Genomic DNA, 25382 nt, shown 5'->3' with positions numbered 1-25382 from the left:
AATGTACATTAGACTACCGCTGCGGGAATTTTAATAATTGATTTATCTGCCTTTACATTTTTTTAATCTTCTCAAAGAGTCTGCCAATCCCTTGGGCAATCCCTAATCAAACCAACCAATTTCCGCATCCCCAAGGGGAGAGGCATTGGGATTGGGGATGGGAACTTCATTAACAAGGGGTTTAAATCCCACATCCTCAAAGCGGTAGGGCTGAGGCGCCGTGAGTTGGCGAATGACTTCTTTGGCCTCTTCAAATTCGGCTTCTAGGGTCTGATGGCGGGTTTGGAGGTTCTGAAGCTCAGTTTCGAGGGCTTGGGCGCGATCGCGCCACGTTTGCACTTCCTGTTGCAGTTGCTCTATCTGGGTACTGTGAGCGGTTTTCTCAGCTTCTGCCGCTGCTAACGCTGCTTTGAGGGCGGCCAGTTCTTGCTCTAGTTCTGCCTTGGTGGGCTGGTGTCGACTCCGCTTGCTGGGCGCTTGACGCTGTTTAGCTGCCTCTTGCCGCAGTAAATCGCTGAGGTTTTGGTGTTCCATCCAATCCTTAAATTATTTGCAAAACAACAGGCGTGCATTTGTCCCTCTTTTGTTAATACTGATCTTTGCATAAAATTCGCACTGATAGGATATAATCGCTTGGAATTCTTTTGGCTGTGAGAGTGAAATATGCTAACCTCGACCGCAACGCCGCTGACCACAGAGCAGGCACACCTCAAGATTCAGGGGGGCTATCGGTTATCGGGGGAGGTGAGGATTAGCGGAGCCAAGAATTCAGCATTAGTCTTGATGGCGGCGGCACTCTTAGCAGCGGATACAACCATTCTTCGTGCAGTGCCTGACTTAGCGGATATTCGTCGCCTTGGGGAAATTTTACAGGCATTGGGGGTCAAGGTACACCGCCTCGGTAGTGAAGCGATCGCCATTGATGCCACGGAATTAAATACCAATGATCCCCCCTATAGTTTGGTCAGCCAACTGCGGGCGAGTTTCTTTGCCATTGGTCCATTGGTGGCACGGTTGGGGATTGCTCGTGTTCCCTTGCCCGGCGGCTGCGCTATTGGCGCTCGTCCGGTGGAACTGCATGTGCGCGGTCTGCAAGCGATGGGAGCCGAAGTCACGATTGACCACGGTGTTGTTACCGCCAGTGCCCCCAAACTGAAGGGAACCCGCATCTATTTGGACTATCCCAGCGTTGGTGCAACGGAAACCCTGATGATGGCCGCCACCCTTGCCGAGGGGGAAACCACGATTGAAAATGCCGCTCAAGAACCGGAAGTGGTGGATTTGGCCAACTTCTGTATCGCCATGGGGGCAAAAATCTATGGGGCAGGCACCAATTCGATTACCATTGTTGGGGTCGATCGCCTCCACGGCACTGAATACGAAATTATCCCCGATCGCATTGAAGCGGGCACATTTCTCTTGGCGGCTGCCGTCACCCGCTCGGCCATTACATTGGCACCGGTCATTCCCAGTCACCTAACACCTGTGGTTGCCAAACTGGAAGAAATGGGAGCGAGGATTGAATTTCCCGATCCCACCCGTGTCCGCTTTACCCCTGCGCAGCGCTATCGTGCCACCGACATTGAAACGCTCCCCTACCCTGGCTTTCCCACGGATATGCAGGCCTTGATGATGACGTTGCTGGCCATCAGTGAGGGGAATAGTTTAGTCAGCGAAACGGTGTTTGAAAATCGCTTTGGCCATGTGGCTGAACTCAATCGCATGGGCGCCGACATTCGCGTCAAGGGAAATCACGCTGCCATCCGAGGGGTGCCCTATCTTTCGGGTGCACCGGTAACAGGTACGGATTTGCGTGCCACAGCGGCTTTAGTCGTTGCTGGACTGGCTGCCCACGGCGAAACCCACGTCTATGGCTTGCAGCACTTAGATCGGGGCTACTGGCAAATTGAAGCCAAGCTGCGGGGTTTGGGTGCACAGCTAGAGCGTTATGTTCCGAGTACAGCCCCTTCTCCAGTGTTTTAGTCCGTCCTTGGGGGCAAGTGCCATCTCGGTTCCCATACCCCCTGTCCATTGCATCATCACGTTCCCCAGCACCGCAGCCACTGTCGGCGTCCAATACTCCCAGGCTCTGAGGGGTAAGGCTAATGCCCCCCAATAGGCACCAAAAAGACAGCTTAAGAGAAGACCAGCACTGGGTTGCTGCTTGATAACAATTTCATGGGCTAATTCTAAGTCCCACGGGGCGATCGCCAAGGCATAGCGGATCACCTCTCCTCTCTCTAGAGGTACGGCCAAAGGCTCAGGTGCCCAAGCCGCCGCGAGGTATTCATGGAGCAGGGTCTGAATCTCCTGCAACGCCGCGGGGACTGAGATCAAAGGTTGATTCCATGATGCCAACAACTGCGGCAGCTGAACGGGCCACTCCCCTTGGTTGGGGGTTAACCATTGGTGGGGTAGTGTCTGGGCTAGATAGATATCCTCTTTAGCGATGCCCCACAGAAGTCCAAGGAGGGCACCGCGAAACTGCTCATAGACGCCTCCTCTGACCATCACGCCGACTGCTTTTGACCCACGACAGCATAGAAAGGATCAGTAAATCCCAGCCAAGGCCAGCGACGGGGCAGCTGAGTTTCTACCACCTTGAGGGAGGGAATGCTATCAATGTAGGTTTGCACCAAGCGCACGCGATCGCCCTCGGTACCCTCTCGCCACGCCTGAATCGCCTTCTCAAAAAACATGCGATTCGAGAAGCTGACAATGACCACCCCTTGGGGGTTGAGGATACGGGCAATTTCTGTAAAAGTGGCCTCAGGATACTGGAGGTACTGCACCGACACCGCCATCAAGACAGCATCAAAACTGGCATCCTCTAGGGGCAAGGCCAACTCTTCATTAAGATTCTGAACGAAATAACGATCCAAGCGGGGGTTGCGGGCTAGCTCCGCCGCATTCATCCCATGGCCCACCACTTCCGCAAAGGATAGCTCTGGTGGTAGATGGGACACCCAACTACTCATTAAGTCCAAAACCCGCAGTTGTGGCTTTAAGTATTGGCGGTAGAGATCCGTGAGGCGGGCAAGAAAGAAATCATCCACGTGGGTAACAAAGCGCGGTGCCGCGTAAAAGAGATCATCGCTGCGGCTATCCAGTTTCGTGCGCTGGTAGGGATTGAGAATCATCGACCTAACTGCTGAGCAATCTCCTTTTGAAGATAACGAACAACTTCGCTTATAGGGAGGGTGGATTTGGCACCGCTTGCGCGGATCACGAGTTCCACTTCACCATTGGCGATCGCCCGCCCCGTCACTAGGCGATAGGGAATGCCAATGAGATCCGCATCTTTGAATTTCACCCCTGCCCGCTCATCGCGATCGTCGAGGAGCACCTCAATTCCTGCCGCCTGAAGCTGATCGTAGAGGTCAGTGGCCACCTGCATTTGCTGCCCATCCTCGATGTTGGGAACGACAATGATCACTTGATAGGGGGCGATCGCCAGCGGCCAAATAATGCCCTGTGGATCGTGGTGCTGCTCCACCGCCGCCTGAGCCAAGCGGGAAACCCCAATGCCATAGCAGCCCATCACCAGTGGCACCTCTTCCCCCTGTTCATTGGTGTAGGTGGCCTTCATTGCCTCAGAGTACTTTGTCCCCAACTGGAAAATATGGCCAATTTCAATGCCACGGGCGGTCTCTAGGTGCTGTGTTGGATCGTGGCAGGCGCGATCGCCGGCTTGGGCTTTGCGAACATCGGCGACAATGGCCGGTAATGGACAGGATTTGCCCCAATTGACACCGACACGGTGCTGTTGATCGCGATTGGCTCCTGTAATAAACCGCTTTAACTCCGTTACGGTGTGATCGGCAATGCGAATCCAGTGGGGAATGATCTGGGGATCGGCTTTAATAACGCCGTCCTCTATGTCAGGGCCAATGTAACCAAAGGGAATGGGGGTGGCTGCCCACTCTTGGGCGGTATTGGCATCCGCCACCCGCAGATCCAGCAATTTCGTTGCCCCGTAGTTGGGCGCAAGGGAAGTGAGGGTGTTGTGCAGCTTGACGCTATTCACCTCTTGATCGCCGCGAATACTCACCAACACGAGACCCACCCGCCCATTATCGAAAACCGTTCGATAGAGGACATTTTTGACAATTTGCGTCGGATGGCACTGCAAGTGCTCAACAAGGGCATCAATGGTTGCTGTATTGGGGGTATCTAGTGTCGCCACCTTTTTGTAAGTTGTGGGCACCGCGTCAGGGGGCAGCGAAACGGCCTTTTCCACATTGGCGGCATATTGGCCGTCAGCCGTATAGAGCACTTCATCTTCGCCAGCGGCAGCCAGCACCATAAACTCATGGGATCCCGATCCGCCAATGGCACCCGAATCCGCCTCCACGGCTCGAAACGTCAGGCCACAGCGCTGAAGAATACGGCTATAGGTGTCGTACATCACCTGATAGGTTTCCTTGAGGCTGGCCACATCGGCATGGAAGGAGTAGCCGTCCTTCATAATGAATTCTCGTCCCCGCATCAGACCAAATCGCGGGCGAATCTCATCGCGGAATTTGGTTTGAATTTGGTACAGGTGAACGGGCAACTGACGATAGGAGCGAATCAAGTCCTTAGCGAGGGTGGTGATGACCTCTTCATGGGTCGGCCCTAGTCCCAACTGCCGCTCAGCGCGATCGGTGAGGGAAAACATGATCCCTTCGGCCTTGGTATAGGTATCCCAGCGTCCCGACTCTTGCCACAGTTCAGCGGGTTGTAATTGCGGCAGCAAACATTCCAAGGCACCACTGCGGTTCATTTCCTCACGGACAATGGCGCTCACTTTTTGCAGCACTCGCCACATCAAGGGCAGATAGCTATAGATGCCACTGGCAATCCGTCGAATATACCCCGCCCGCAGGAGCAATTTGTGGCTGGGAATTTCCGCTTCCGCTGGATCCTCGCGAAGCGTGACAAAAAGCATTTGCGAGAGGCGCATAGCTGGGCTACCGATACTGCACAGAGCCTCTATTTTACGATGACCAGCGATCGCTAGGGGGTAGCCGTTGGTTCGGGGTCTACTGCTGGCGGTTGAATAGGTGTCGGCATCGGGGCAACCGTGGCCTCAGGTGTCGGTGCAGGACTGGCAGGGGTAGGAGCAACGGTGGTTTCAGGGGTGGGCGTAGGCGTTGGAGATGTCTCAGGTGTCGGCTTAGGAGCAGCAGTGGCTTCAGGGGTGGGTGTGGCCGGCGGCACTGATTCTGGTTCGGTTACTGGTTCAGAAGTCCTTTCAGGGGGACTGGGGGGGCTTTCCCACCAAGCGGGCGTGGGTGCTGCCTGTTGACGTTGGCGCACGCTGAGTTCATAGTCCCACTGCCAGATGCGATTGAGGGCTTCACGGTAGAGGGCGCGCCCAGAACCAATTTGCTCAGCGGTTTGAATGGCTTCCTCTAGTTTGCCTTCCCGTGCCAAGCGAATCGCTTGATCCAGAATCGGACGATCCTCAATTTCTTCCAGTTTTTCCTGCCACTCGTTGCGGTAGTTGGCCACTACAGAAGCAAGCACAGCATTGCTGGGGAAGTATTGCAGAACCCCTAGGGCGGCCTGATACTGTTTCTGTTCTGCGAGGGCGATCGCCGCATGGAGCAAGGGCTGCTCATTAATCGTACGCAGATCCCGCTGCCAAAGGGCAATCAAACCTTGGGCTTGACCCCGTTCCGGCTGACCAAGGGGCACCTGCCGAGCTTGAGCAATGGCCAAGGCATACCCCCAGCGCAGATGAGAATTGGCGAGCCACGATGCCCACTGAAGATGCTGCTGGTTGCGCAACTGCTGCTGCCATGTTTTGAGGTAGGCCTGAGCCGATTCATAGAAGGGATCCGTGGTGGGAATCTGCTGCACGCGGGCGATCGCTTCCCAGTAGCCCAAAACCGTTCCCTTGGCCGCAAGGGCTTTGGCCTGCCCCAAGATGACAATCGGGCGATCGTGGTAGGACACATCGAGAGCGGGGGCAATTTTTTCAATCAGTGCTAGGGCACCCTCGCGATCACCTGCCGTTAAGCGTTCTTCAGCGTACACAAACACTTCAGGAATCCAACGGCGAATATCCGCTTGGGCTTGGGAATAAACAACCGCCTCGGGGGGAATTTGCAGAGCCAGCATGACCGCCTCGGCCAGTTCATTGGCTGTTAACCAAGCCGCCAAATCCCGTGCCTGCACCAATTGCACCCACGCATCCTGTTCTTGGGAGATACGCACCGAGAGCTTTTGTGCCTGTTCGCGCCAGTAGTCGGTGCCCAACTGGTTCATCAGTTTCACTTGCAGTAATGCCAACCCCCAGTCCTGCTGGCGCAGCGCCGCCTCTGCCGTGGCCAATAAGTTTCCCCCTTCTCCCACATTCGTTGCGGTCAGTAGCTCTTGAGCTTGGGAGTAGCTCGCTGCGGTGGTGGGGATTTTTTTCAGGAGCAGCGTTGCCAGATCAATATTGCCTTGGCTCAACTGTTGGCGGGCAATCACGAGTAGGGCGGCTGACCATTCATCCACACGCCGCTTTGCTTGGGGAAACAGGGGGTGATCTTCGGGCCACTGACTGACGGTTTCAATGGCTTGAGCCAGAGAGGGTAAGTTGCCGTGGAGGGCGGCTTGATCGGCACAGTAGAGGCGATCGCCATCGCTCATGACGAGGCCGGAGTGACGACAATCGGGCAAGGGGGGTAAAACCAATAGCCAAGCACTGGCGGTCATCAGGGTTACGCCGGAGATTAAAAAGGGGATGAGCCAAGGCCACCCCTCATATGCCATGAGTCGTTGACGATAGGCTTGCCAGCGGGAGGGAATAGATTCAACAGCTGTTGTTACCGCAGGGGCGATCGCTGGCTCCGCTGACTTAGGAACCTGCCGGAACCACCGTTGCCAAACCTCTAGTGCTTTCATTTCCTGCTGCGGCTCCTCACCCACTGCCTGCAATTTCCCTAGGATGCTAGGGAGGTCGTTAGAACTTGTTATAGCAAATCAACTTGGCAATTCCCTCCTGAAGTTGCCGTTTCCCACGGCAGGATTATAATTTAAGGATACGAATCGCAATAATCCTTAACATTTCTCCTGATTTTGCAACGCCTGTGACCGCACTCTGGCAACGCTTGATTTTAATTTCCCCCTTTTTCTTTTGGGGAACTGCCATGGTGGCCATGAAAGAGGTGATGCCCCATACCTCGCCGCTGTGGGTTGCCGGTGTGCGCCTTGTGCCCGCAGGCCTGTTGGTTTTAGCGGTGGCGATCGCCCTCGGTAAGCCCCAACCCAATAGCTTACGGGCGTGGGGATGGATTAGTCTTTTTGCCCTTGTGGATGGCTTTTTATTTCAGGGGTTTCTGGCCACTGGCTTAGCAAAAACGGGAGCCGGGCTGGGTTCTGTCATGATTGACTCCCAACCCCTTGCGGTGGCATTGCTGTCCCGCTGGCTATATCAAGAGCGCGTTGGCGGCTGGGGCTGGCTGGGGTTATTTCTTGGCTTAGTGGGCATTAGTGGTATTGGTCTAGGCGATGATCTCTTGACGTTGCTCCATCAACCCAGCGCATGGCAAGGTATTCCTTGGGGACAGTGGTGGCAGCGAGGTGAACTGTGGATGCTGTTGGCTGCCCTCTCAATGGCCGTGGGAACCATTCTCATGCGTCCCTTGGCACGCTATGCGGATCCCGTTGTGGCTACCGGCTGGCACATGGTCTTGGGCGGGTTGCCCCTCTTGCTCTTGCCGAGCCTGAATACCCCAGCACCTTGGGCGGCTCTACAGTGGCCGGATGTCTTTAATTTGGGCTATGCCACCCTCTTCGGTAGTGCCCTGTCCTACGGTGTCTTTTTCTATTTCGCTGCCAAGGGGAATCTGACTAGTCTCAGTGCCCTGACCTTTCTCACCCCAGTATTTGCCCTCACCTTTGGGCATTGGTTCTTAGGGGAAACCCTGAGTCAGGTTCAGTTGGTGGGGGTGGGGCTAACGCTCATGAGCATTTACATCATCAATCAGCGCCAAGTGCTTGGGCGGTGGTGGCAACAACTCCCCTTACCCGCCCGCTTGCGGGAATCGGCAACTTCGGTCAGCGTTAAAGTAGTCGATCAAAAGTAGTCGATTAACCTCAGTCAAATAGGTCAGTTTCCTGCCCAGCGTCCCCACACCCCAGCAAGTCTATGAATGATCCCTTTCACCTGATCCAGTTATCAGATCTGCATCTATTTGCCACAGATGAAGGCAGACTCCTTGGCCTGCCCACGGCTCAATCCCTAGCTGCTGTTTTAGGGGTAATTCACCGTCATGCCCCTGCTGCCCTGCTGTTGACGGGAGACTTGGCACAGGAACCCGTTGCCACCACCTACGACCGTTTGGCCACTGCTTTCAGGGACTTTACCTGTCCCGTATATTGGATTCCCGGTAACCATGATGAACCAAGGGTAATGCTGCCGGCGCTGGAACGTCCGCCGCTGAGGGGCGATCGCCAGATCAATCTTGGGACTTGGCAAGGCCTGCTCCTCAGTTCCCAAGCGGATGGCAAAGTCCATGGTGAATTGCGTCCTGAAACCTTAAGCTGGCTAGAGGCAACCTTGAGTCGCGGGGGCGATCGCCCCACATTCATTGCCCTGCACCATCCCCCCTTTGAGACCGGTGCCCCATGGCTTGATAGTAGCCGCCTACAAAACCCTGAGCACCTTTTTGCTGTTTTGGATCGCCATCCGCAGGTGAAGCTTGTCCTCTTTGGCCATATTCATCAGGAATTTGTCACCGAGCGGCAAGGGGTAATGTATCTCGGCTGCCCCTCCACCTGTATCCAGTTTTTGCCTCGCGCCCCTGAATTTTCCCTTGAACCCATTGGTCCCGGTTTTCGTCATCTGTCGTTATACCCCGATGGCACCTTTAGAACCCACATTGAGCGGGTTGAGATTCCCCTCACATTGGACTTTAGTGCCAAAGGGTACTAAAACCTAGGCGATAGACACATTTGTAGGCTATACCTATTGAAAAGTGCGTGTAGGTAGGAGTGGTGGGCTATGAACCTCAGTCGGAGCACCGATGAGATTAAACCGGTTCCCGAGATGACCAGTGGTCGAGTCCCCTATACCCCCCGCAATCATCGCCGTATTCTCTGCATTTTCCCCCGCTATAGCCGCTCCTTTGGCACCTTTCACCACGCCTACCCCCTCATGGGCACGGTGCGCGCCTTTATGCCACCCCAAGGGATTTTGTTGGTGGCCGCCTATCTTCCAGAATCTTGGGAAGTGCGCCTGATTGATGAAAATGTACGGCCAGCAACCGATGCTGACTATGCTTGGGCTGATATTGTCATTACTAGCGGCATGCACATTCAGCGGCCACAAATTTTAGAAATCAACGACATTGCCCATCGTCACGGTAAACTCACTGCCCTCGGCGGGCCTTCGGTCTCCAGTTGTCCGGAATACTATCCCGATGTGGATATTCTCCACCTAGGGGAACTGGGGGATGCCACCGATAAAATGATTGCTTACTTTGACGAGTACGGCAGCCAGCGCCCGCCCCAACAACTGATCTTTGAAACCACGGCACGGTTACCCCTGAGTGAATTTCCTGTGCCTGCCTACCAGCACGTGCGCATGGAAAATTACTTCCTCGGCAGTGTGCAGTTTTCTAGTGGCTGTCCCTTTCGCTGTGAGTTTTGTGATATTCCCGAACTCTATGGCCGCAATCCGCGCCTGAAAACGCCGCAGCAAATCCTCAAGGAACTGGATACAATGCTGGCTTCTGGGAATCCGGGGGCGGTCTATTTCGTTGACGATAACTTTATTGGCAATCGCCGCGCGGTGACCGAATTACTGCCGCACCTCATTCACTGGCAAAGGGCCAATGGCTACCCGCTGCAATTTGCCTGCGAAGCGACCCTGAACATTGCCCAAAGCCCAAAACTCCTAGAAATGATGCGGGAGGCCTATTTCTGTACCATTTTCTGTGGCATTGAAACCCCGGAACCTGAAGCCCTCCACGCCATCCACAAGGATCAAAATCTAAGTATGCCGATTTTGCAGGCGGTGCAAACCCTCAATCGTTACGGCATGGAAGTGGTTTCTGGGATCATTATTGGCTTTGATACCGATACACCCCAAACGGGCGATCGCATCCTTGAGTTTATTCGCGCCTCCCACATTCCCACTCTGACAATTAACCTGCTACACGCTCTACCGCGTACGCCTCTCTGGCGCCGGCTGGAAGCAGAAGGTCGCCTCAACCATGATGAAAACCGCGAGTCCAATGTTGAGTTCCTCATGCCCTACGAAGAGGTGGTGGAAATGTGGCGCCGCACCATCACAACGGCCTATGAACCCGAATTTCTCTACGAGCGGTTTGCCTATCAAATGGAACACACCTATCCCAACCGCATTGCAGTGCCGAATAGCCCAGCTCGCCTCAGCCGCGAAAATATCCTGCGGGGACTGCGGATCATGAAAAATCTCCTCTGGCACGTGGGGCTTTGGGGCAGCTACCGCAAGACCTTCTGGAAACTGGCAGGGCCGGCCCTGAAAAAAGGCCAAATTGAACAAGTGATCCACGTGGGTGTGGTGGGGCATCATCTGATTAACTTTGCCCAAGAATGTGCCCGTGGGGATGAGGCGGCGTCCTTCTATGCCCAACGGCTACGGCAAAAAAACACAACGGCCACCTCACCCAAATCGGCCATCAAGTTGCCAGTGAAGCTGCGCTAACGCTCCTCGCAGCATTCCCCATCCCTAGGGTGGGCTGCTTTATTTACTGTACAGTCATATAATAGAATCATTAAGCTAAGTTATCTTGATCTGTGTCTCTAGTGTGCGATATCCCCTATGGTTGATCTCCCTTCCCCTGAGTTACTCGTCCACGTTGCCGACTATTTCAAAGTGCTGGCGGAACCGAGTCGGCTGCAAGTGCTCTGTGCCCTGAAACAGGGACGACGCAATGTCTCGGAGATTATTCAGGAAACGGGCTTGGGGCAGGCCAATGTCTCAAAGCACTTGAAAACCCTTGCTCAGGCAGGTCTGGTGCGGCGCCAGCCCCAAGGGGTTACCGTCTATTACGAAATTGCTGACCCGACGATCTTTCCGCTGTGTGATCTGGTGTGTCAGCGGCTGAAGCAGCGGATTGAAGAGCAATCCCAAATGGTCAAGGAATTGGTGCACAATTTCTCCTAGGCGCCATGCCCCAATATGCGAGAATAGTGGCGTACGTGTTACGAGTATGCCCTTTGCGGCTCACCACTAGCATTTAGCAATGACGAAATATGTTTTTGTGACCGGCGGTGTTGTCTCCAGCATTGGTAAGGGAATTGTTGCCGCCAGTCTGGGCCGCCTCTTGAAATCGCGGCAGTATTCCGTGTCAATTCTCAAGCTGGATCCCTACATCAATGTGGATCCAGGCACGATGAGTCCCTTCCAGCACGGGGAAGTGTTTGTCACCGACGATGGTGCCGAAACGGATTTGGACTTGGGGCACTACGAGCGCTTTACGGATACCCCCATGTCCCGCCTCAATAGCGTCACGACGGGATCCATTTACCAAGCGGTGATTAACAAAGAGCGACGCGGCGACTATATGGGGGGAACAGTGCAGGTCATCCCCCACATTACGAATGAGATTAAAGAACGCATTCTGCGGGTAGCGAAGGACAAAAACCCCGATGTGGTGATCATTGAAATTGGGGGAACCGTTGGCGATATTGAGTCGCTGCCCTTTCTAGAGGCCATCCGTCAGTTTCGCACGGAGGTGGGGCGGCACCATGTGCTGTTTATGCATGTAACCTTGGTGCCTTGGATTCCCTCGGCAGGGGAAATGAAAACCAAACCCACCCAGCACTCGGTGAAGGAATTGCGCTCCATTGGGATTCAGCCGGATATTCTGATCTGTCGTTGCGATCGCCCCCTTGTCCCCGGCATTAAAGAAAAGCTCTCCCAATTTTGTGATGTTCCTGTGGAATGTGTCATTCCCTCGCCGGATGCCAAAAGTATTTATGAAGTGCCCCTGCTGCTTGAGCGCGAAGGGTTAGCCACCCAAGTTTTGAGTCTTTTGAACTTGGAGCAACGGCAACCGGATCTCAGTCAGTGGCAGGCTCTGGTGGAGCGGCTCTACCGTTCCCATACCCCCTTAGAGGTGGCGATTGTGGGCAAATATGTCCGCCTCAGTGATGCCTATCTTTCGGTGGTGGAAGCCCTGCGGCACTCGGCGATCGCCCTTGATCAAGAACTACGGATCCGCTGGGTCAACTCCGAGGAAGTGGTTGAAAACGGGGTGGAAAATGCCCTCAGCAATGTGGCGGCCATCGTTGTGCCGGGGGGCTTTGGCATCCGCGGGGTCGAAGGGAAAATTGCGGCTATTCAGTACGCCCGTGAGCAGGGGATTCCCTTTTTAGGGCTGTGCTTGGGGATGCAGTGTGCCGTCATTGAGTGGGCACGCCATATTGCGGGCTTAGAAAATGCCAACAGTGCTGAGTTTGATGCCAATACCCCCCATCCCGTGATTCACCTGTTGCCCGAACAGCAGGACATTGTGGATTTGGGGGGAACGATGCGCTTGGGCTTGTATGCCTGCCGCCTAGCCTCCAATTCCCTTGCCGAAAAGCTCTATGGGGAGACGGTCATCTACGAGCGGCACCGCCATCGCTACGAGTTTAATAATGCCTATCGCAGCCTTTTTTTGGAAACGGGCTATCAAATTACGGGCACCTCGCCTGATGGCCGCTTAGTAGAAATTATCGAGTATCCGGCTCACCCCTTCTTTATTGCGGTGCAGTTTCACCCCGAGTTTCGTTCCCGTCCCAATGCGCCTCATCCTCTCTTTTACGGTTTGCTGGCAGCAGCAGCCAAGGATTCTAACCGTGAGGATGCCCAGTTAGTCCCAAGCCTCTAGATTTCGTAGCGGTTCCACAAGGATAGTGCTAGCATCTGTTGCCCGTATGGCCACATCGGTCAGGGCACCCACCCGTACGGCCAAGGTTTGACTGAAGGGGGCACGACGCAACAGGGTGACGGTTTGGCCGACCGTCAATCCCACGGCTGCAAGGCGGCGTTGCCAAGCGGGGGTTCCCTCAATGGCAGTGATGCGTGCCAGCGTCCCAAGGGGCAGTTCAGACAGCAACACAGACCGCCTCATGAAACAGATGCAGCAGGGGTTCCCAAGCGCCGCACGTCCTGAAGGGCTTCCTTGGCGGAGGGATAGCGATCGCTAAAGTTAAACTTCACCATTTTATTTAGCACTGCCGCTAGCCGCTCACTGACTGTAACGCACTGTTGCCAATCCACTTCACCCGTGCGGGGGTCTCGGGGAAGGTCGCGGGGTTTAATCCCCGTTAAAGCCTGCAGCACAATCATACCCACAGCGTAAATATCGCTGCTGAGGGTGGGCTGTCCAGAGAGTTGTTCGGGGGGGGCGTAGCCCATTGTGCCAATAATCACGGTGCTCCCTTGGGTTTGCTTCACTTCTTGGGGTTGAATTTGTTTCACCGCTCCAAAGTCAATCAGCACCAGCTTGCGATCGCTGGCACGGCGAATAATATTGTCGGGCTTAATATCGCGGTGAATCACATAGTGACTGTGGACAAAACTCAGCACTTCCAAGATTTCCCGTAGGAGTTGGGTGGCTTCGGCTTCCGTGTGTTTGCGTTTCAGCTCCTCACTTAGGGAAGCACCATCAATAAACTCCTGCACTAGATAGAATTCCTGATTTTCCTCAACATAGGCCAGCAAGAGGGGAATTTGATCGTGGCGTCCTAACTTTTCAAGGATTTCTGCTTCGGTATGAAAGAGCCGTCGCGCCACCTGCATAAAGCGCTCATCGGTGCGTCCCGGTCGCAAATGCTTGACCACACAGAGGGGGTTCCCCGGTCGCTGGGTATCCTGAGCCAAATAGGTGCGGCCAAAGCCCCCTGACCCCAAGACTTTTTGGATTTTGTAGCGACCACTGAGGAGAGAACGGGGTTTGCCGGTAATTTCTGTGGGTTCTCGCAGGGCTGCATTGAGGGCTGCCGTATCCTCGGCCATCAGCGATCGCAACAGCGCCAAGGCTTTTTCCTGTTCCTGTACTTTTTCTTGGAAAGATTTTTGCTCCTGCTGCGCTTGATAACTCACATAGCCAACCATGCCGACACTGCTGAGCACCAGGGCGATCGCCGGCGGCACCACGGGAATCCAGCCACTCCCGATCACAAAAATGCCAAACCCGCCACCAAAAAGGACAATGAGTCCCCCCACTACCGCGCCCCCCAACCACAGCGGTTGCCGCAACCACCAGCCAAGGACACTGCCCACCCCAGCCCACAGCAGAATCCAGCCAAGCACCACCGGCAGCGGCCAATACCAAATGGGACTTTCGCCGTCGAGGGCCGCACTCAGGAATTGACTCACCATCTGGCCATGAACAACCACCCCCGGCATTTGCTGCGTCACGGCATCACTACCGCTATAGGGGGTGAGGAAAATATCCTTGATGCTCGGCGCAGACACCCCAATCAAAACGACGCGATCGCGAATCAGGTCTTCGCTCACTCGTCCAGTCAGTACATCCGTTAGGGAAACCGTTGGCCCCACTGCGGTGCGTGAGCGGTACTTCAGCAGGGTTTGCATGCCGCGATCGTCCACCCCCACATAGCCACCGGCATCGCTGCTGAGGAGGGGAAAATGCACATCATTGAGCGTCAAACCCTTGTCATCGAGTTTGATAGTCTGAGCGGGGTCTTGTTCTAGGTAACGCAGTGCCAGCATCAGGGCAAAGGAAAAGGGCGTTGTACACCGCTGCGCCTTAGGATTGCTGATCACAAATAGATTGCGGCGAATGACACCATCATTATCGAGGGGGATATCGGCAAAGCCCACTCGCTCTGGCACCTGTGCTGCGGGAATACTGGGTGGTGGCGGCACTTCGGGTTGCTCCGCTGTTTCCCCCGTTGATTTGCACACTGGAATAATGCGCGGGTTGATGCGAATCATGTTTTGCAGCGCGTCGTGGGCGGGGGGGTGGGGCAAATCGCGGAAAATATCCAAGCCAATGGCACGCGGGCTAGCGGCATTGAGGCGGGTGAGGAGATCGGCAACGGTAGCATCCGGCAGGGGCCACGTTTTTTGGGCTTGGATGTCCTGCTCCGTTACCAGCACCGTCAGGATACGCGAATCAGGGTCACGGGCGGGTTGCGATCGCACATAGAAGTCATACAGACTCAGTTCCGACGGCTGAAGCAGTCCCAGTTGGCGCACACCGATCACCACAGCGGCTACTCCCAGTGTGGTGGCAACAACCGGCATCGGCAGCCATTTTGGCCAAGGGTAGGGCACGATTTCAACTCCTCGCGCAATTGTGCAGCGGCGCCTTGAGAGCATCGCTAGACCGATTTTAGCGAACCGCCATCTTTCCTTTCCGCTGCTGCTAGGGGATGAGCAACGGGATAGGGGGTTAAGAAGCAGCCAATAGAGGCAACTGTTCTCTTGGTGCTAGATTCTTGGTGCTAGATGGCGATCGCTCGCTCCCCAGCGCAATAATGTAACAACATGTAACAAAAGTCAGCGATCGCGCGGGGGAAACTGAACCCTTACAATAGGTTTCAGATGTGCTATTTTGCATCATTGGCACGCCAAACTCAGCCTTCTTGTGCGGGGATAGATATCAATTGGGCATGATTCCTGATAAGTTCAGAAAAACGCCTCTTAGTGGCACGCCTATGGCCTCAATGCCTATGTCCGAACTGCCCTTTTCCCTTGATCAATTGCGCATCCTGAAGGCGATCGCCCTCGAAGGAAGCTTTAAGCGAGCCGCTGACAGCCTTTACGTCTCCCAACCCGCAGTGAGTTTACAGGTGCAAAACCTTGAGCGCCAACTGGATGTTCCCCTATTTGACCGCGGGGGACGCCGTGCCCAACTCACCGAAGCCGGACAACTCCTACTGGCTTACGGCGATCAAATTCTCTCCCTGTGCCATGAAGCCTGCCGTGCCATCGAAGACTTACAAAAATTGCAGGGGGGGACATTGATCATTGGAGCCAGCCAAACCACCGGCACCTACCTGATGCCCCGCATGATTGGCCTGTTTCGCAGCAAATATCCCGAAGTCGCTGTTCAACTGCATGTGCATTCCACCCGCCGCACCTGCTGGAGCTTGGTCAACGGTCAAATTGATCTGGCAATTATTGGTGGTGAAGTTCCCTCAGAACTCAGCGAGCAAATTACCGTCACCCCCTATGCGGAGGATGAACTGGCACTGGTTTTACCCGTGGATCATCCCTTGGCTAGTGCTGAAACCCTCACCAAAGAAGACTTGTACAAGCTGGGCTTTATTGCTCTCGATGCCCAATCCACCATTCGCAAGGTGATTGATCAGGTGCTGCAGCGCGCCAACATTGACCCCCGCCGCCTGAAGGTGGAGATGGAGCTGAATTCCATTGAGGCGATTAAAAACGCCGTGCAGTCGGGCTTGGGGGCTGCCTTTGTCTCCATTTCCGCCATTGAGAAGGAGTTACAACTGGGGAGCCTACGGCGGATGGGTATCGAAAATGTGGTGGTGAAACGCACCCTGTCACTGATTACCAATCCCAATCGCTACCGATCGCGGGCAGCCGAGGTCTTCTGCCGTGAAATTCTCACCCAATTCGCCACCTTTGCCATTGATACAGAACTGACAACGGCCAAGTCCCCCATCTCCGATAGTGAAAAACCCCTTAAGGAACTGCTGACGATCGCCCCCCTTGAGGACAACAGCACCAATGTCAGTAATTCTTAGGGCGACGCAGTGGCAGCCAACAGGCAGAATAGTCGCGCTCAGGAGAGTTTATTATTTCAAAAGATCGGAGTATGATAATAGATCGCGCTGTTCATAACTGATGACCATGGCCCTGCAACACGACATTAAACAAGAAATCATCAACACCTACCAGATCCACGGTACCGATACTGGCTCTGCGGATGTCCAAGTTGCCATCCTCACGGAGCGGATCAAGCAGCTTTCTGAGCATCTCAAGGCGAATAAAAAAGATCACGCCTCTCGCCGAGGACTGCTGAAAATTATTGGCCGTCGCAAGCGGCTACTGGCCTATATCCATCGCCACGATGCCCAGCGCTATCGCCAACTCATTGAACGTCTAGGAATTCGGGGTTAAAGACAATGGCAAAACGGTCGGATCTGCCTTTTGAGCCTAAAAAGAAAAAAGGAGCAACCAAGTCTGCCAAAGCTCCTGCTGCCGCAGCCGTCCGTTCTAATACCCCAAAATCCCCAGCCAAGCCAGCCAAAAAAAGTACAGGTATTCCAGAAATTGTCAGCCAACGCATGGTTACCCGGATGGCAATCTGCTGCGGTACCCCCACGCTTTTGGGATTGATGACGTTTCCCCTGAGCTATTTGGTCGTCCACGAGGGCTGGTTCAAGTTGCCCAATGTGGCAGTGGTTATCGTTAGCTTAGGCCTGTTTGGCCTTGGGGCGCTGGGACTGAGCTATGGCATTCTTTCTGCGTCTTGGGATGAGCACGAGCAGGGAAGTTGGCTCGGCTGGCGAGAGTTTCGCACCAATTTTGGTCGTGTGGTCGAGAGTTGGCAGGCCTATCAGGCTCAGCGATCGCAAAATGCCGAGTGAGCGCACCCCTTGAGACGAGGAGCAGCTTCTGATTAAAAAATCAAAAAAGTATAAAGAATTCTTGATGAATTCCAGTTGCTTTTCTCGATTTATTTACTATACACTCGGGCAGTGAGGGTCGCTTAACCGCCGTTCCCTGAGGGCACTACCCATGACAGCCACTGAACCGTCCCCTGTTGAGACTCCCATAGAGATAGGGAATCTGCAAATCAGCCTACAGTCCTCGATCTTTCTGCAAAATTTGCTGGGGTTGGTAGCGGAGACGCTAGAAGATGTCGTGGGTCTCGATGATGCCTCTGGGTTTATTGCCCTTGTAGGGCAGCAAATGGGCAATCAAATCAACGCTCTCTACACTCAAGCCCTTGGCGATCGCCCCCTTGATGCCAAGACGGTTGCCCAAATTCTTGTGGATCTCAAAAATCGCATTGAAGGGGGATTTTTCCTGATTGAGCAGGATGAGGAACGTATTATCTTAGGGAATCAGCGTTGTCCCCTTGGCAGTGGCGTGGTGGGTCATCCCTCGTTGTGCATGATGACCTCAAATGTGTTTGGCGTGATTGTGGCGCACCATTTGGGCTATGCCAAGGTCTGTATTGAAAAGGCGATCGCCAATGGGGATCAAGGGTGCCACGTGGTGATCTATACCCAACCTACTGCTGCGGCCTCAGCGGCCAAGGGGCGAGAATACTATCGCATTGAGTCAGTCTAAGCCAGTCAAGTCCTTACATTCCGGCGGGGTTAAGATGAGCGACTTTACACTCGATATTGGCGCATGGATCGATCTGTTGCCAGAGCCAACGCTGGTCATGAATGTCCAAGGCCAAATTGTGGCCATTAACCCTAGCGGTCGTGAATTTTTCGGCGGCAACGTTCTGGGTCGCAGCCTCAGTGAACTGGTGGTCACCCCGCCAGAGAAACTGCATCAATGGCTGCCCCTTTGGCAGCAAGCCACCCAAATGGTACCCGGCAGCCTCCGCAGCCACCAAGGACAAAAAATCGAAGTGGAAGCCGTGGGTATCCACCGTTGCCAGCCCCCCTTGATTCTCCTGCGCCTGTTTCGCCAGCCCCGTTTTCTGCGACAGTTCATCGTCCAACGGCAGCAGTTTCAGCGCTTGCAAGAGCAAATGGCCCGGCAAACAGCTCTAATTGTGGAGCTACAGCAGCGGCAAAAACAGCTAGAGGCGGAAAATCGCCACCTACAGGGGGTCTCACAGCAAGATAGCCTGACTAAATTGGCAAATCGCCGTGCCTTTGAAGCCTGTCTGCGGACAGCTTGGCGGGAATCGGCCACCACCCATACCCCCTTTGCCATTGCCCTGCTGGATATTGACCACTTCAAGCGCTACAACGACACCTATGGCCATCTGGCGGGCGATCGCGCCCTGCAACGGGTAGCCCACGCCATTAAATCCCAAGTGCGGGAAGCTGATCTCGTGGCTCGCTATGGCGGTGAAGAGTTTATTCTCCTGTTGCGCCACACCCACCATGATGTTGCCATTTGTGTTTTAGAGCGGATTTTTAACTACATTCGCAGCCTAGGGATTCCCCATGCCAGTTCACCAGTGCAACCCTACCTCACCGTCAGTGCCGGCATTTGCATCGTGAGCGCCACCCTTAGGGACTGCCCAATGGCGGAGCTGGTAGCGACTGCTGATGCTGCCTTGTACGAGGCCAAACGCTCAGGGCGCGATCGCTATGTGTTACAAACCTATGCTTGGCTGAGTGCGCCTGTCTCTTCCAGCCAAGAAATTCAGTCCTACCCCTAGGGAAAGCCCCTGTAGCTGCCCCTGCTAGATATAATGTGGGTGGCCAAAGCACGGCAATCCCCTAGCCAAAACGTGATAGTTGATCGCGGTTGGGACGTTGTGTTGCAGAATGTAAAGCTGAGTAAATTTTTGGAGATTGTGTAGCCCATGTACAATGCGACGAATTCTGGCAGTCGGATGTTTCGCTATGAAGTGGTGGGACTGCGACAAAATGCCGAAACCGATAAAACCGACTATGCCATCCGCAACAGTGGCAGTCAATTTTTCAACGTTCCCTATGACCGCATGAATCAGTTTATGCAGCAGATTACCCGCTGGGGGGGCAAAATTGTCAGCATTCAACCCCTCGATGGTACAGCTGCGCCCTTGGCTGCCACCACGGAACCCGTATCCAATAATGGTACTGCCCCTGTTAAAGAAAAGAAAGTTGATATTCCCGTCAATATCTATCGTCCCAATAATCCCTGCGTTGGTAAGGTCATTTCCAATGAAGAGTTGGTGCGCGAAGGGGGCGAGGGAACCGTCAAGCATATCATCTTTGACATCTCTGGTACCGAGTTGCGCTATCTCGAAGGCCAAAGTATTGGCATTATTCCTGCGGGTACTGACGCCAACGGCAAACCCCACAAGCTGCGCCTCTACTCGATTGCCTCGACCCGCCACGGCGACTTTCAAGATGATAAAACCGTCTCCCTGTGTGTGCGGCGCCTAGAGTACAAGGACAAAGAAACCGGCGAAACCATCTATGGGGTCTGTTCTTCTTACCTGAACCAACTGCAACCTGGCGATGAAGTGAAAATCACTGGGCCCGTGGGTAAGGAAATGCTCCTGCCCGATGATCCAGAAGCAACGATCATTATGTTGGCAACAGGAACGGGGATTGCCCCCTTCCGTGCCTTTTTGTGGCGCATGTTCAAAGAAAATAATCCAGACTATCAATTCAAGGGTCTGGCATGGCTCTTCTTTGGCGTTGCCTATACCGCGAATATCCTCTACAAGGATGAGTTAGAAGAACTGCAGGCAAAGTATCCCGATCAGTTCCGCCTCACCTATGCCATTAGCCGTGAGCAGAAAACCCCCGACGGCGGCAAGATGTACATCCAAGGTCGCATTGCTGAGCATGCGGATGAAATCTGGCAACTCCTGCAGAAGAAAAACACCCATGTGTATATTTGTGGTCTGAAGGGGATGGAGCCGGGTATTGATGAAGCAATGGCAGCAGCGGCAGCCAAAAATGGTGCCGATTGGCAAGAGTTCCTCAAGGGCACGCTCAAAAAAGAAGGCCGTTGGCACGTGGAAACCTACTAGGGAGATCAGTTGGGGGGCGATCGCCCCCTTTTTTCCTCAATGCCAAGTGCCCTTTGGATCTGTCAGGATAGAAGTAAATCACCTGATCGAGCTGTTACTGAGAAATCAATGTGTGGCGTAGGGTCGCTAAAATGTAACCTATTTAACGCCAAGTCATGAGCATTCTCGTATTCTTCTAATGGTGAGTACCCAGCGATCGCCTATGATTTATCCTCGCTTTCTGCGCAAAGCCTACCGTAAAGAACCCATCTCCGCCTTCCTTCTGCTAATGGGAGGTGTGGATTCGACCATTGGTGGCGTGGGGGGCTACAACGGTCTGCTGCTATTGGGTCTAGGTTTGATGGGCAGCGCGCTGCTCTATCGCCTGCTCCAGCGATCGCCCGAACGTCCTCTCCCTGAGAAAGTGCCCCAGTATGCGCTGCCGCCCCAATCCTCCCAGCCCTTGCCGATGCTGACGATGAGCAAAAAACAGCCCCCCCTGCGCTAAGCCAAAGCTGAGATCATCGTCTGAAATTTCCACAGGATTTCCTGCCATTCCCGTTCCGGGTGAGAGCCTTTGACAATCCCCGCCCCAGCAAAAAGATGGGCATGGTTGCCCTGAAGGTGGGCAGAGCGAATTCCGACAATGAATTCCCCTTCTCCGCTGGGTGTCACCCAACCAAGGGGAGCAGCATAACCATTGCGATCAAAGGGTTCCAGTTGCCGCAGCCAGTCCTGTGCCCGTGAAGCAGGATACCCCGCCACTGCGGGCGTTGGATGTAAGGCCGCCACCCCTTGGAGAATATGAATGGGTTGCGGCAGCGGGGCCTGAATCAGCGTTTGCAGATGTTGGATATGACTTAGCTCAAGGATGTGCGGTTTGGGAGGCACCTCACAGGTCATGCCCAACTGTTGGAGGGTTTGGCAGAGAAATTCAACAATGACCTGATGCTCGTAGCGTTCCTTGGGGCTGTGGTAAAGGCCATTGCGCAGGCTTTGATCCTCCTGTTGGGTTTGCCCACGGGGACGGGAACCCGCCAAAGCATCGGCACAGAGAACGCCATCGGCAATCTTGACCAAGCGTTCGGGACTCGCCCCCAAAAAGACCTGCTGCCGCTCTTGGCCAACACTAAAGATGTAGCAATTGGCGTACTGCTGACGCAGATTTTGCAACGTTCCCAGCCAGTTGAACCCCTGAGGCTGCTCTAGGGTGAGGGCAGCGGCCAAAACCAATTTTTCGAGGTCTCCCTCCTCAAGGAGCTTGAGAGCCTGCTGGACACTGGTAATAAATTGCCCGTATTGCTCAGCTAGAGGCGGAAGAGCGATCGCCAGTGGTGGTGGACAGGGGGGCGGATCAGCCAGAATGTGGGTCAGTGCCCGCTGCACTAGTTGCCAGTCTTGCCAGAGGCGATGGGGTGTACTGGTCTCTAAGGCACAACTAAGGGTGAGCCAAACCTGATCCAGACGCTGAATCACCTGCCAGCGGGGTAAGAACCCCCAGTTAGAGCCTAGGTGATCCCAAAAACTAAATTGACAGAACAGGCGCGGTTCGGCTGGAGCGATCGCCCACACTCGGCTGAGGATTTGTTCACTAAAACGCTGGAGTTCCCCAAACCGTTGATGTCCCTGAACACTGCGGGTCGCCACCGCACCACAGGCAGCAACAATCTCTCCCGCTTGCTCAAGGTAAAAATGCTCACTTTCGCCACTGACCTGCATCAGGCCAGCCAACAGCATCAGGGGATCAACGGTGGGTAAGGAGATGCCTAAACTGAGGAACTGACAATTGGCCTGCTGTGCTGCCTGCATTCCAGCGCTGACCTGAGTATAAAACTCGGACTCAGAGGCCAAATCAAAAGTAAGGGGCAGCGAAACGGGCATAACCAAACAAGGTCAAGATTGCCCTTACATTTTCCCCTTGGCAGGGAACCTTTGGCAAAAAGACTGGAACTTCCCTGTCTGCCTAAGTATGCTGAGGAGTAGGATCACGGTCTATTTCTGAGGCAAACATGGCTAAGGTTGTGAAAACAGATGCGGAATGGCAAGCTCAACTTACCCCTGAGCAGTACTATGTCACCCGCAAGAAGGGAACGGAGCGCGCCTTTACGGGCTGCTACTGGAACAACAAAAAGCCCGGACTCTATCGCTGTGTCTGCTGTGGCACGCCGCTCTTTCGCTCTGAGACCAAGTATGACTCTGGCAGTGGCTGGCCGAGTTTTTGGCAACCCCTTGACCCCAAAAATATCCGCATGGAGCGGGATCTGTCCCATGGCATGGTGCGCACAGAAGTTCTCTGTAATGTCTGTGATGCCCACCTTGGCCATGTCTTTGAGGATGGCCCGCCACCCACGGGACTGCGCTACTGCATTAACTCAGCGGCACTGGAATTTATCCCTGACTCTGCCGCCTCTTGATGACCCCCGTGATTGAACAACTGCAAAGTCTCAACCGCATTTTGGTAGAACTGGCGCGGCGGCAGCCGTTCCATGGGGCAAACTTTGAGGAGATTTTGCAGGACATTCTCTGGACGAGTGCCCGCAGTCTCAATGTGGCACGGGTGAGTCTGTGGTTTTATTCGGGCGATCGCCAGCAAATTCAATGTGTGCAGTTGTTTCAGCAGTCGCCCCAGGCCTTTACGGTGGGGATGACCCTCACTGCTAGTCATTACCCCGACTATTTTGCTGCCCTTGAACAGGAGCGCACCATTACGGCCCATGACGCTTGGCACGATCCCCGCACGCGGGAGTTTCGCAAGACCTATTTAGAACCTCTTGGCATTACCTCGCTGTTGGATGTGCCGATTTGGGTTGAAGGGAGCATGATTGGCATCCTCTGCCACGAACACATTGGTTCACCCCGCCAGTGGACTATTGCCGAAGAGCAGTTTGCCGCTTCCCTCGCGGATCTGGTGTCTTTGGTGGTGGAAAGTCGCGATCGCCACCGTGCCCTCAGAGCACTAGAGGAAAGTGAAGCCCGCTTAGCCACCTTCTTTCAAGCCACCTCTGAGGCAGTAATCATCCATGAGCAGGGGACAATTCTTGATGTCAACGCCGCAACTGAACGGCTGTTTGGTTATACGGCTTCAGAACTAGTGGGGCAGTCGGTGTTGTTGCTGACCCATCCAGAGGCGCGATCGCTGATTTTAGAGCGAATTCAGCAGCCCATTGATGTTCCCTTTGAAGCCCTTGCTCGCACCAAAAGTGGTGAAGCACTGATTGTTGAGGTTCAGGGAAAATCCATTCTCTATCGGGGGCGCTGGGCGAGGGTGGTGGGAATACGGGATATTACCCAACGCAAAACCGCTGAACAGAACGTACAATTGGCTGCCCAACGGCAACAACTGCTGGCGGAAATTGCCCTGCGCATTCGCCAAACGCTGGAATTGCCAGAGATTCTCAATACCACGGTGGTGGAAGTGCGCCGCTATCTCCTCAGCGATCGCGTGTTTATTGTCTCTTTTGATCCGAGGACAGAGGAGATTCAAGTGGTGGCGGCGGCGATGGCGCCCCAGTGGCACACGAATCTTGAGGCTCTCCTGCAAAACGTGCATTACCGTTCACGGCTGCTGACCACACCGGCCACACTCTCCTGGGAGCGGGAAATGCTTGATCCCCATCTGCGACAGGTGTATGCAGCGCACCATATCCAGTCTTGTCTGCTGATTCCGATCCAACATCAGCCCCAGGGCCCGTGCTTTTTACTGGGAGTCCACCAATGTGACCGCCCGCGAGAGTGGCAGCCCTACGAGCGCGCTTTTTTGGAGCAGTTGGCGACTCAGGTGGCGATCGCCCTGCAACAAGCAGAACTTTATCAACAACTGGCGGCCTTAAATGCCAATTTGGAACAGCAGGTGGCCGAGCGTACCGAGCAGTTGCAGCAAAAAATGCGTGAACTAGAGGAACTCAACCACCTCAAGGATGTCTTTTTGCACGCCGTGTCCCATGATTTACGCACCCCTGTCCTAGGTACCCTGATGGTCATTAACCATCTCTTGCAGAACAACACCAGCGACACGATTCCTGTGCCCCGCAGCACCTTGACCTGTATTCAGCATAGCCAGCAGCGGCAACTACATCTGATTGAAACACTGCTGCATATTGACGTGGATCAGCAACCTTCCCTCTCTTTGGCGATCGCCCCCACATCCTTAGCCACGCTTGTCAAGGAGATCTTGGCGGAGCTACAACCGCTGCTCCAGAAAAATAAAGCCACCGTGAAACTTGATATCCCCCCCACGTTGCCCCTTGTGCCTGTTGATCCTATGCAACTGCGGCGAGTCTATGAGAATTTGATCACCAACGCCCTCAAACACAATCGTCCCGGGATCACCATCACCCTGACGGCAGAGGAACAGGGAGATAGCCTTTACTGCACCGTCAAGGATAATGGCGTCGGCATCCGCCCTGACCAGCGATCGCACCTTTTTGATCTCTATTATCGTGGCGGTGCAAACCACCATCGCACGGGCATTGGTTTAGGTCTGTATCTCTGCCGAGAAATTATTATCGCTCATGGGGGTGAAATCGGCGTCAAAGAGGGCGATGCGCAGGGAGCGACGTTTTGGTTTCGGATTCCCTTAGCCAACCCAATTTAGAGCATTGTTACCCTTGACAAACCCAAGGAAAAGCGAGAGACTTAAGGCCAACTTCATCGTTTTCTCCCGGTTTCCTGTAAAATGGCCAGTTGAACCTTTCTGTTTTAACTCAACTCTCGTGGGCGTTTGTGCATAGGTTCCCTTTTAGCCACGAAACTAGGATTGTTAAGACATGAAACATATCATCTGGCTTT

The 25382-nt window shown here is 54.2% G+C and carries 23 protein-coding genes; 15 read left to right on the top strand and 8 right to left on the bottom strand.

Annotated features, from left to right (window positions below; genetic code table 11):
* Positions 1 to 102 precede the first annotated feature (102 nt).
* Complete coding sequence (locus tag RHJ02_RS05175; RefSeq protein WP_302679035.1) at positions 103 to 534, bottom strand: hypothetical protein; 432 nt, start codon at positions 532 to 534, stop codon at positions 103 to 105.
* 129 nt (positions 535 to 663) lie between these two features.
* On the opposite strand from RHJ02_RS05175, the gene murA reads away from it, so the two are divergent.
* On the top strand, positions 664 to 1983 hold the full coding sequence (murA, locus tag RHJ02_RS05170) for a UDP-N-acetylglucosamine 1-carboxyvinyltransferase (protein WP_206201368.1): 1320 nt from the start codon (positions 664 to 666) through the stop codon (positions 1981 to 1983).
* Here the strand turns inward: murA and RHJ02_RS05165 are convergent.
* Genes RHJ02_RS05165 through RHJ02_RS05150 form a run of 4 tightly spaced genes read right to left on the bottom strand, consistent with a single transcriptional unit; the run spans position 1939 to position 6903 of the window.
* Complete coding sequence (locus RHJ02_RS05165) at positions 1939 to 2511, bottom strand: hypothetical protein (RefSeq protein ID WP_310822162.1); 573 nt, start codon at positions 2509 to 2511, stop codon at positions 1939 to 1941. The two genes, murA and RHJ02_RS05165, sit on opposite strands and share 45 nt — an antisense overlap.
* Positions 2511 to 3140, bottom strand: a complete 630-nt coding sequence (locus RHJ02_RS05160) for a methyltransferase domain-containing protein (RefSeq protein WP_310454325.1) — start codon at positions 3138 to 3140, stop codon at positions 2511 to 2513. The genes RHJ02_RS05165 and RHJ02_RS05160 overlap by 1 nt, the downstream gene beginning before the upstream one ends.
* A complete protein-coding gene (locus RHJ02_RS05155) occupies positions 3137 to 4945 on the bottom strand; it encodes a proline--tRNA ligase (RefSeq protein ID WP_310800538.1) in 1809 nt (602 codons plus the stop codon). Before RHJ02_RS05155 ends, RHJ02_RS05160 begins: the two co-directional genes overlap by 4 nt.
* Positions 4946 to 4998: 53 nt before the next feature.
* Positions 4999 to 6903 carry a hypothetical protein gene (locus RHJ02_RS05150; protein ID WP_310822161.1) on the bottom strand — a complete coding sequence of 635 codons (1905 nt, stop codon included), beginning with the start codon at positions 6901 to 6903 and terminating at the stop codon, positions 4999 to 5001.
* Positions 6904 to 7124: 221 nt separating this feature from the next.
* Between RHJ02_RS05150 and RHJ02_RS05145 the strand changes: the two genes are divergently transcribed.
* The 5 genes from RHJ02_RS05145 (at position 7125) to RHJ02_RS05125 (ending at position 12839) form a co-directional block, all read left to right on the top strand.
* A complete protein-coding gene (locus tag RHJ02_RS05145) occupies positions 7125 to 8063 on the top strand; it encodes a DMT family transporter (RefSeq protein WP_399364969.1) in 939 nt (312 codons plus the stop codon).
* 62 nt (positions 8064 to 8125) lie between these two features.
* Complete coding sequence (cpdA, locus tag RHJ02_RS05140) at positions 8126 to 8911, top strand: 3',5'-cyclic-AMP phosphodiesterase (RefSeq protein WP_310438436.1); 786 nt, start codon at positions 8126 to 8128, stop codon at positions 8909 to 8911.
* A 69-nt stretch (positions 8912 to 8980) separates the two neighbouring features.
* Complete coding sequence (locus tag RHJ02_RS05135) at positions 8981 to 10666, top strand: B12-binding domain-containing radical SAM protein (RefSeq protein ID WP_206201361.1); 1686 nt, start codon at positions 8981 to 8983, stop codon at positions 10664 to 10666.
* Positions 10667 to 10783: 117 nt separating this feature from the next.
* Complete coding sequence (locus tag RHJ02_RS05130) at positions 10784 to 11128, top strand: helix-turn-helix transcriptional regulator (RefSeq protein ID WP_206201360.1); 345 nt, start codon at positions 10784 to 10786, stop codon at positions 11126 to 11128.
* Positions 11129 to 11207: 79 nt separating this feature from the next.
* Complete coding sequence (locus RHJ02_RS05125) at positions 11208 to 12839, top strand: CTP synthase (protein ID WP_206201359.1); 1632 nt, start codon at positions 11208 to 11210, stop codon at positions 12837 to 12839.
* Here the strand turns inward: RHJ02_RS05125 and RHJ02_RS05120 are convergent.
* Entirely contained in the window at positions 12822 to 13082 is a 261-nt protein-coding gene (locus tag RHJ02_RS05120) for a FeoA family protein (RefSeq protein ID WP_310744192.1), read from the bottom strand. The two genes, RHJ02_RS05125 and RHJ02_RS05120, sit on opposite strands and share 18 nt — an antisense overlap.
* Positions 13079 to 15256, bottom strand: coding sequence for a CHASE2 domain-containing serine/threonine-protein kinase (locus RHJ02_RS05115; RefSeq protein WP_310800536.1), 2178 nt, complete (start codon positions 15254 to 15256; stop codon positions 13079 to 13081). The genes RHJ02_RS05120 and RHJ02_RS05115 overlap by 4 nt, the downstream gene beginning before the upstream one ends.
* Positions 15257 to 15654: 398 nt before the next feature.
* Between RHJ02_RS05115 and RHJ02_RS05110 the strand changes: the two genes are divergently transcribed.
* The 7 genes from RHJ02_RS05110 to RHJ02_RS05080 all read left to right on the top strand — a co-directional run bounded on the left by RHJ02_RS05110 (position 15655) and on the right by RHJ02_RS05080 (position 21102).
* Positions 15655 to 16695 carry a LysR family transcriptional regulator gene (locus tag RHJ02_RS05110; RefSeq protein WP_310744911.1) on the top strand — a complete coding sequence of 347 codons (1041 nt, stop codon included), beginning with the start codon at positions 15655 to 15657 and terminating at the stop codon, positions 16693 to 16695.
* 106 nt (positions 16696 to 16801) lie between these two features.
* Positions 16802 to 17071 (top strand): 30S ribosomal protein S15, encoded by a 270-nt coding sequence (gene rpsO, locus RHJ02_RS05105; protein ID WP_206201355.1) that lies wholly within the window; start codon positions 16802 to 16804, stop codon positions 17069 to 17071.
* 5 nt (positions 17072 to 17076) lie between these two features.
* Positions 17077 to 17541 (top strand): PAM68 family protein, encoded by a 465-nt coding sequence (locus tag RHJ02_RS05100; RefSeq protein WP_206201354.1) that lies wholly within the window; start codon positions 17077 to 17079, stop codon positions 17539 to 17541.
* A gap of 151 nt (positions 17542 to 17692) precedes the next feature.
* Positions 17693 to 18250, top strand: a complete 558-nt coding sequence (locus tag RHJ02_RS05095; protein ID WP_206201353.1) for a methanogen output domain 1-containing protein — start codon at positions 17693 to 17695, stop codon at positions 18248 to 18250.
* Between the two features lie 34 nt (positions 18251 to 18284).
* Positions 18285 to 19307, top strand: a complete 1023-nt coding sequence (locus RHJ02_RS05090) for a diguanylate cyclase domain-containing protein (protein ID WP_310800535.1) — start codon at positions 18285 to 18287, stop codon at positions 19305 to 19307.
* Positions 19308 to 19454: 147 nt separating this feature from the next.
* Positions 19455 to 20615 (top strand): ferredoxin--NADP reductase, encoded by a 1161-nt coding sequence (petH, locus tag RHJ02_RS05085; RefSeq protein ID WP_310800534.1) that lies wholly within the window; start codon positions 19455 to 19457, stop codon positions 20613 to 20615.
* Between the two features lie 202 nt (positions 20616 to 20817).
* Positions 20818 to 21102, top strand: coding sequence for a hypothetical protein (locus RHJ02_RS05080; RefSeq protein WP_206201350.1), 285 nt, complete (start codon positions 20818 to 20820; stop codon positions 21100 to 21102).
* Here RHJ02_RS05080 and RHJ02_RS05075 read toward each other — a convergent pair.
* Positions 21099 to 22475, bottom strand: coding sequence for an isochorismate synthase MenF (locus RHJ02_RS05075; protein ID WP_206201349.1), 1377 nt, complete (start codon positions 22473 to 22475; stop codon positions 21099 to 21101). The genes RHJ02_RS05080 and RHJ02_RS05075 overlap by 4 nt on opposite strands.
* Before the next feature lie 128 nt (positions 22476 to 22603).
* Between RHJ02_RS05075 and msrB the strand changes: the two genes are divergently transcribed.
* Together msrB and RHJ02_RS05065 are read left to right on the top strand one after the other, a co-directional pair.
* Entirely contained in the window at positions 22604 to 23008 is a 405-nt protein-coding gene (msrB, locus tag RHJ02_RS05070) for a peptide-methionine (R)-S-oxide reductase MsrB (protein ID WP_206201348.1), read from the top strand.
* Positions 23008 to 25188, top strand: a complete 2181-nt coding sequence (locus RHJ02_RS05065) for a GAF domain-containing protein (protein WP_310800532.1) — start codon at positions 23008 to 23010, stop codon at positions 25186 to 25188. The genes msrB and RHJ02_RS05065 overlap by 1 nt, the downstream gene beginning before the upstream one ends.
* Positions 25189 to 25382 lie beyond the last annotated feature (194 nt).

The organism is Thermosynechococcus sp. TG215, from assembly GCF_031583455.1.
Classification (GTDB): Bacteria; Cyanobacteriota; Cyanobacteriia; order Thermosynechococcales; family Thermosynechococcaceae; genus Thermosynechococcus.
The sequence above is the reverse complement of the archived record's forward strand: the minus strand, read 5'-3'. Positions and strand labels throughout refer to the sequence as shown.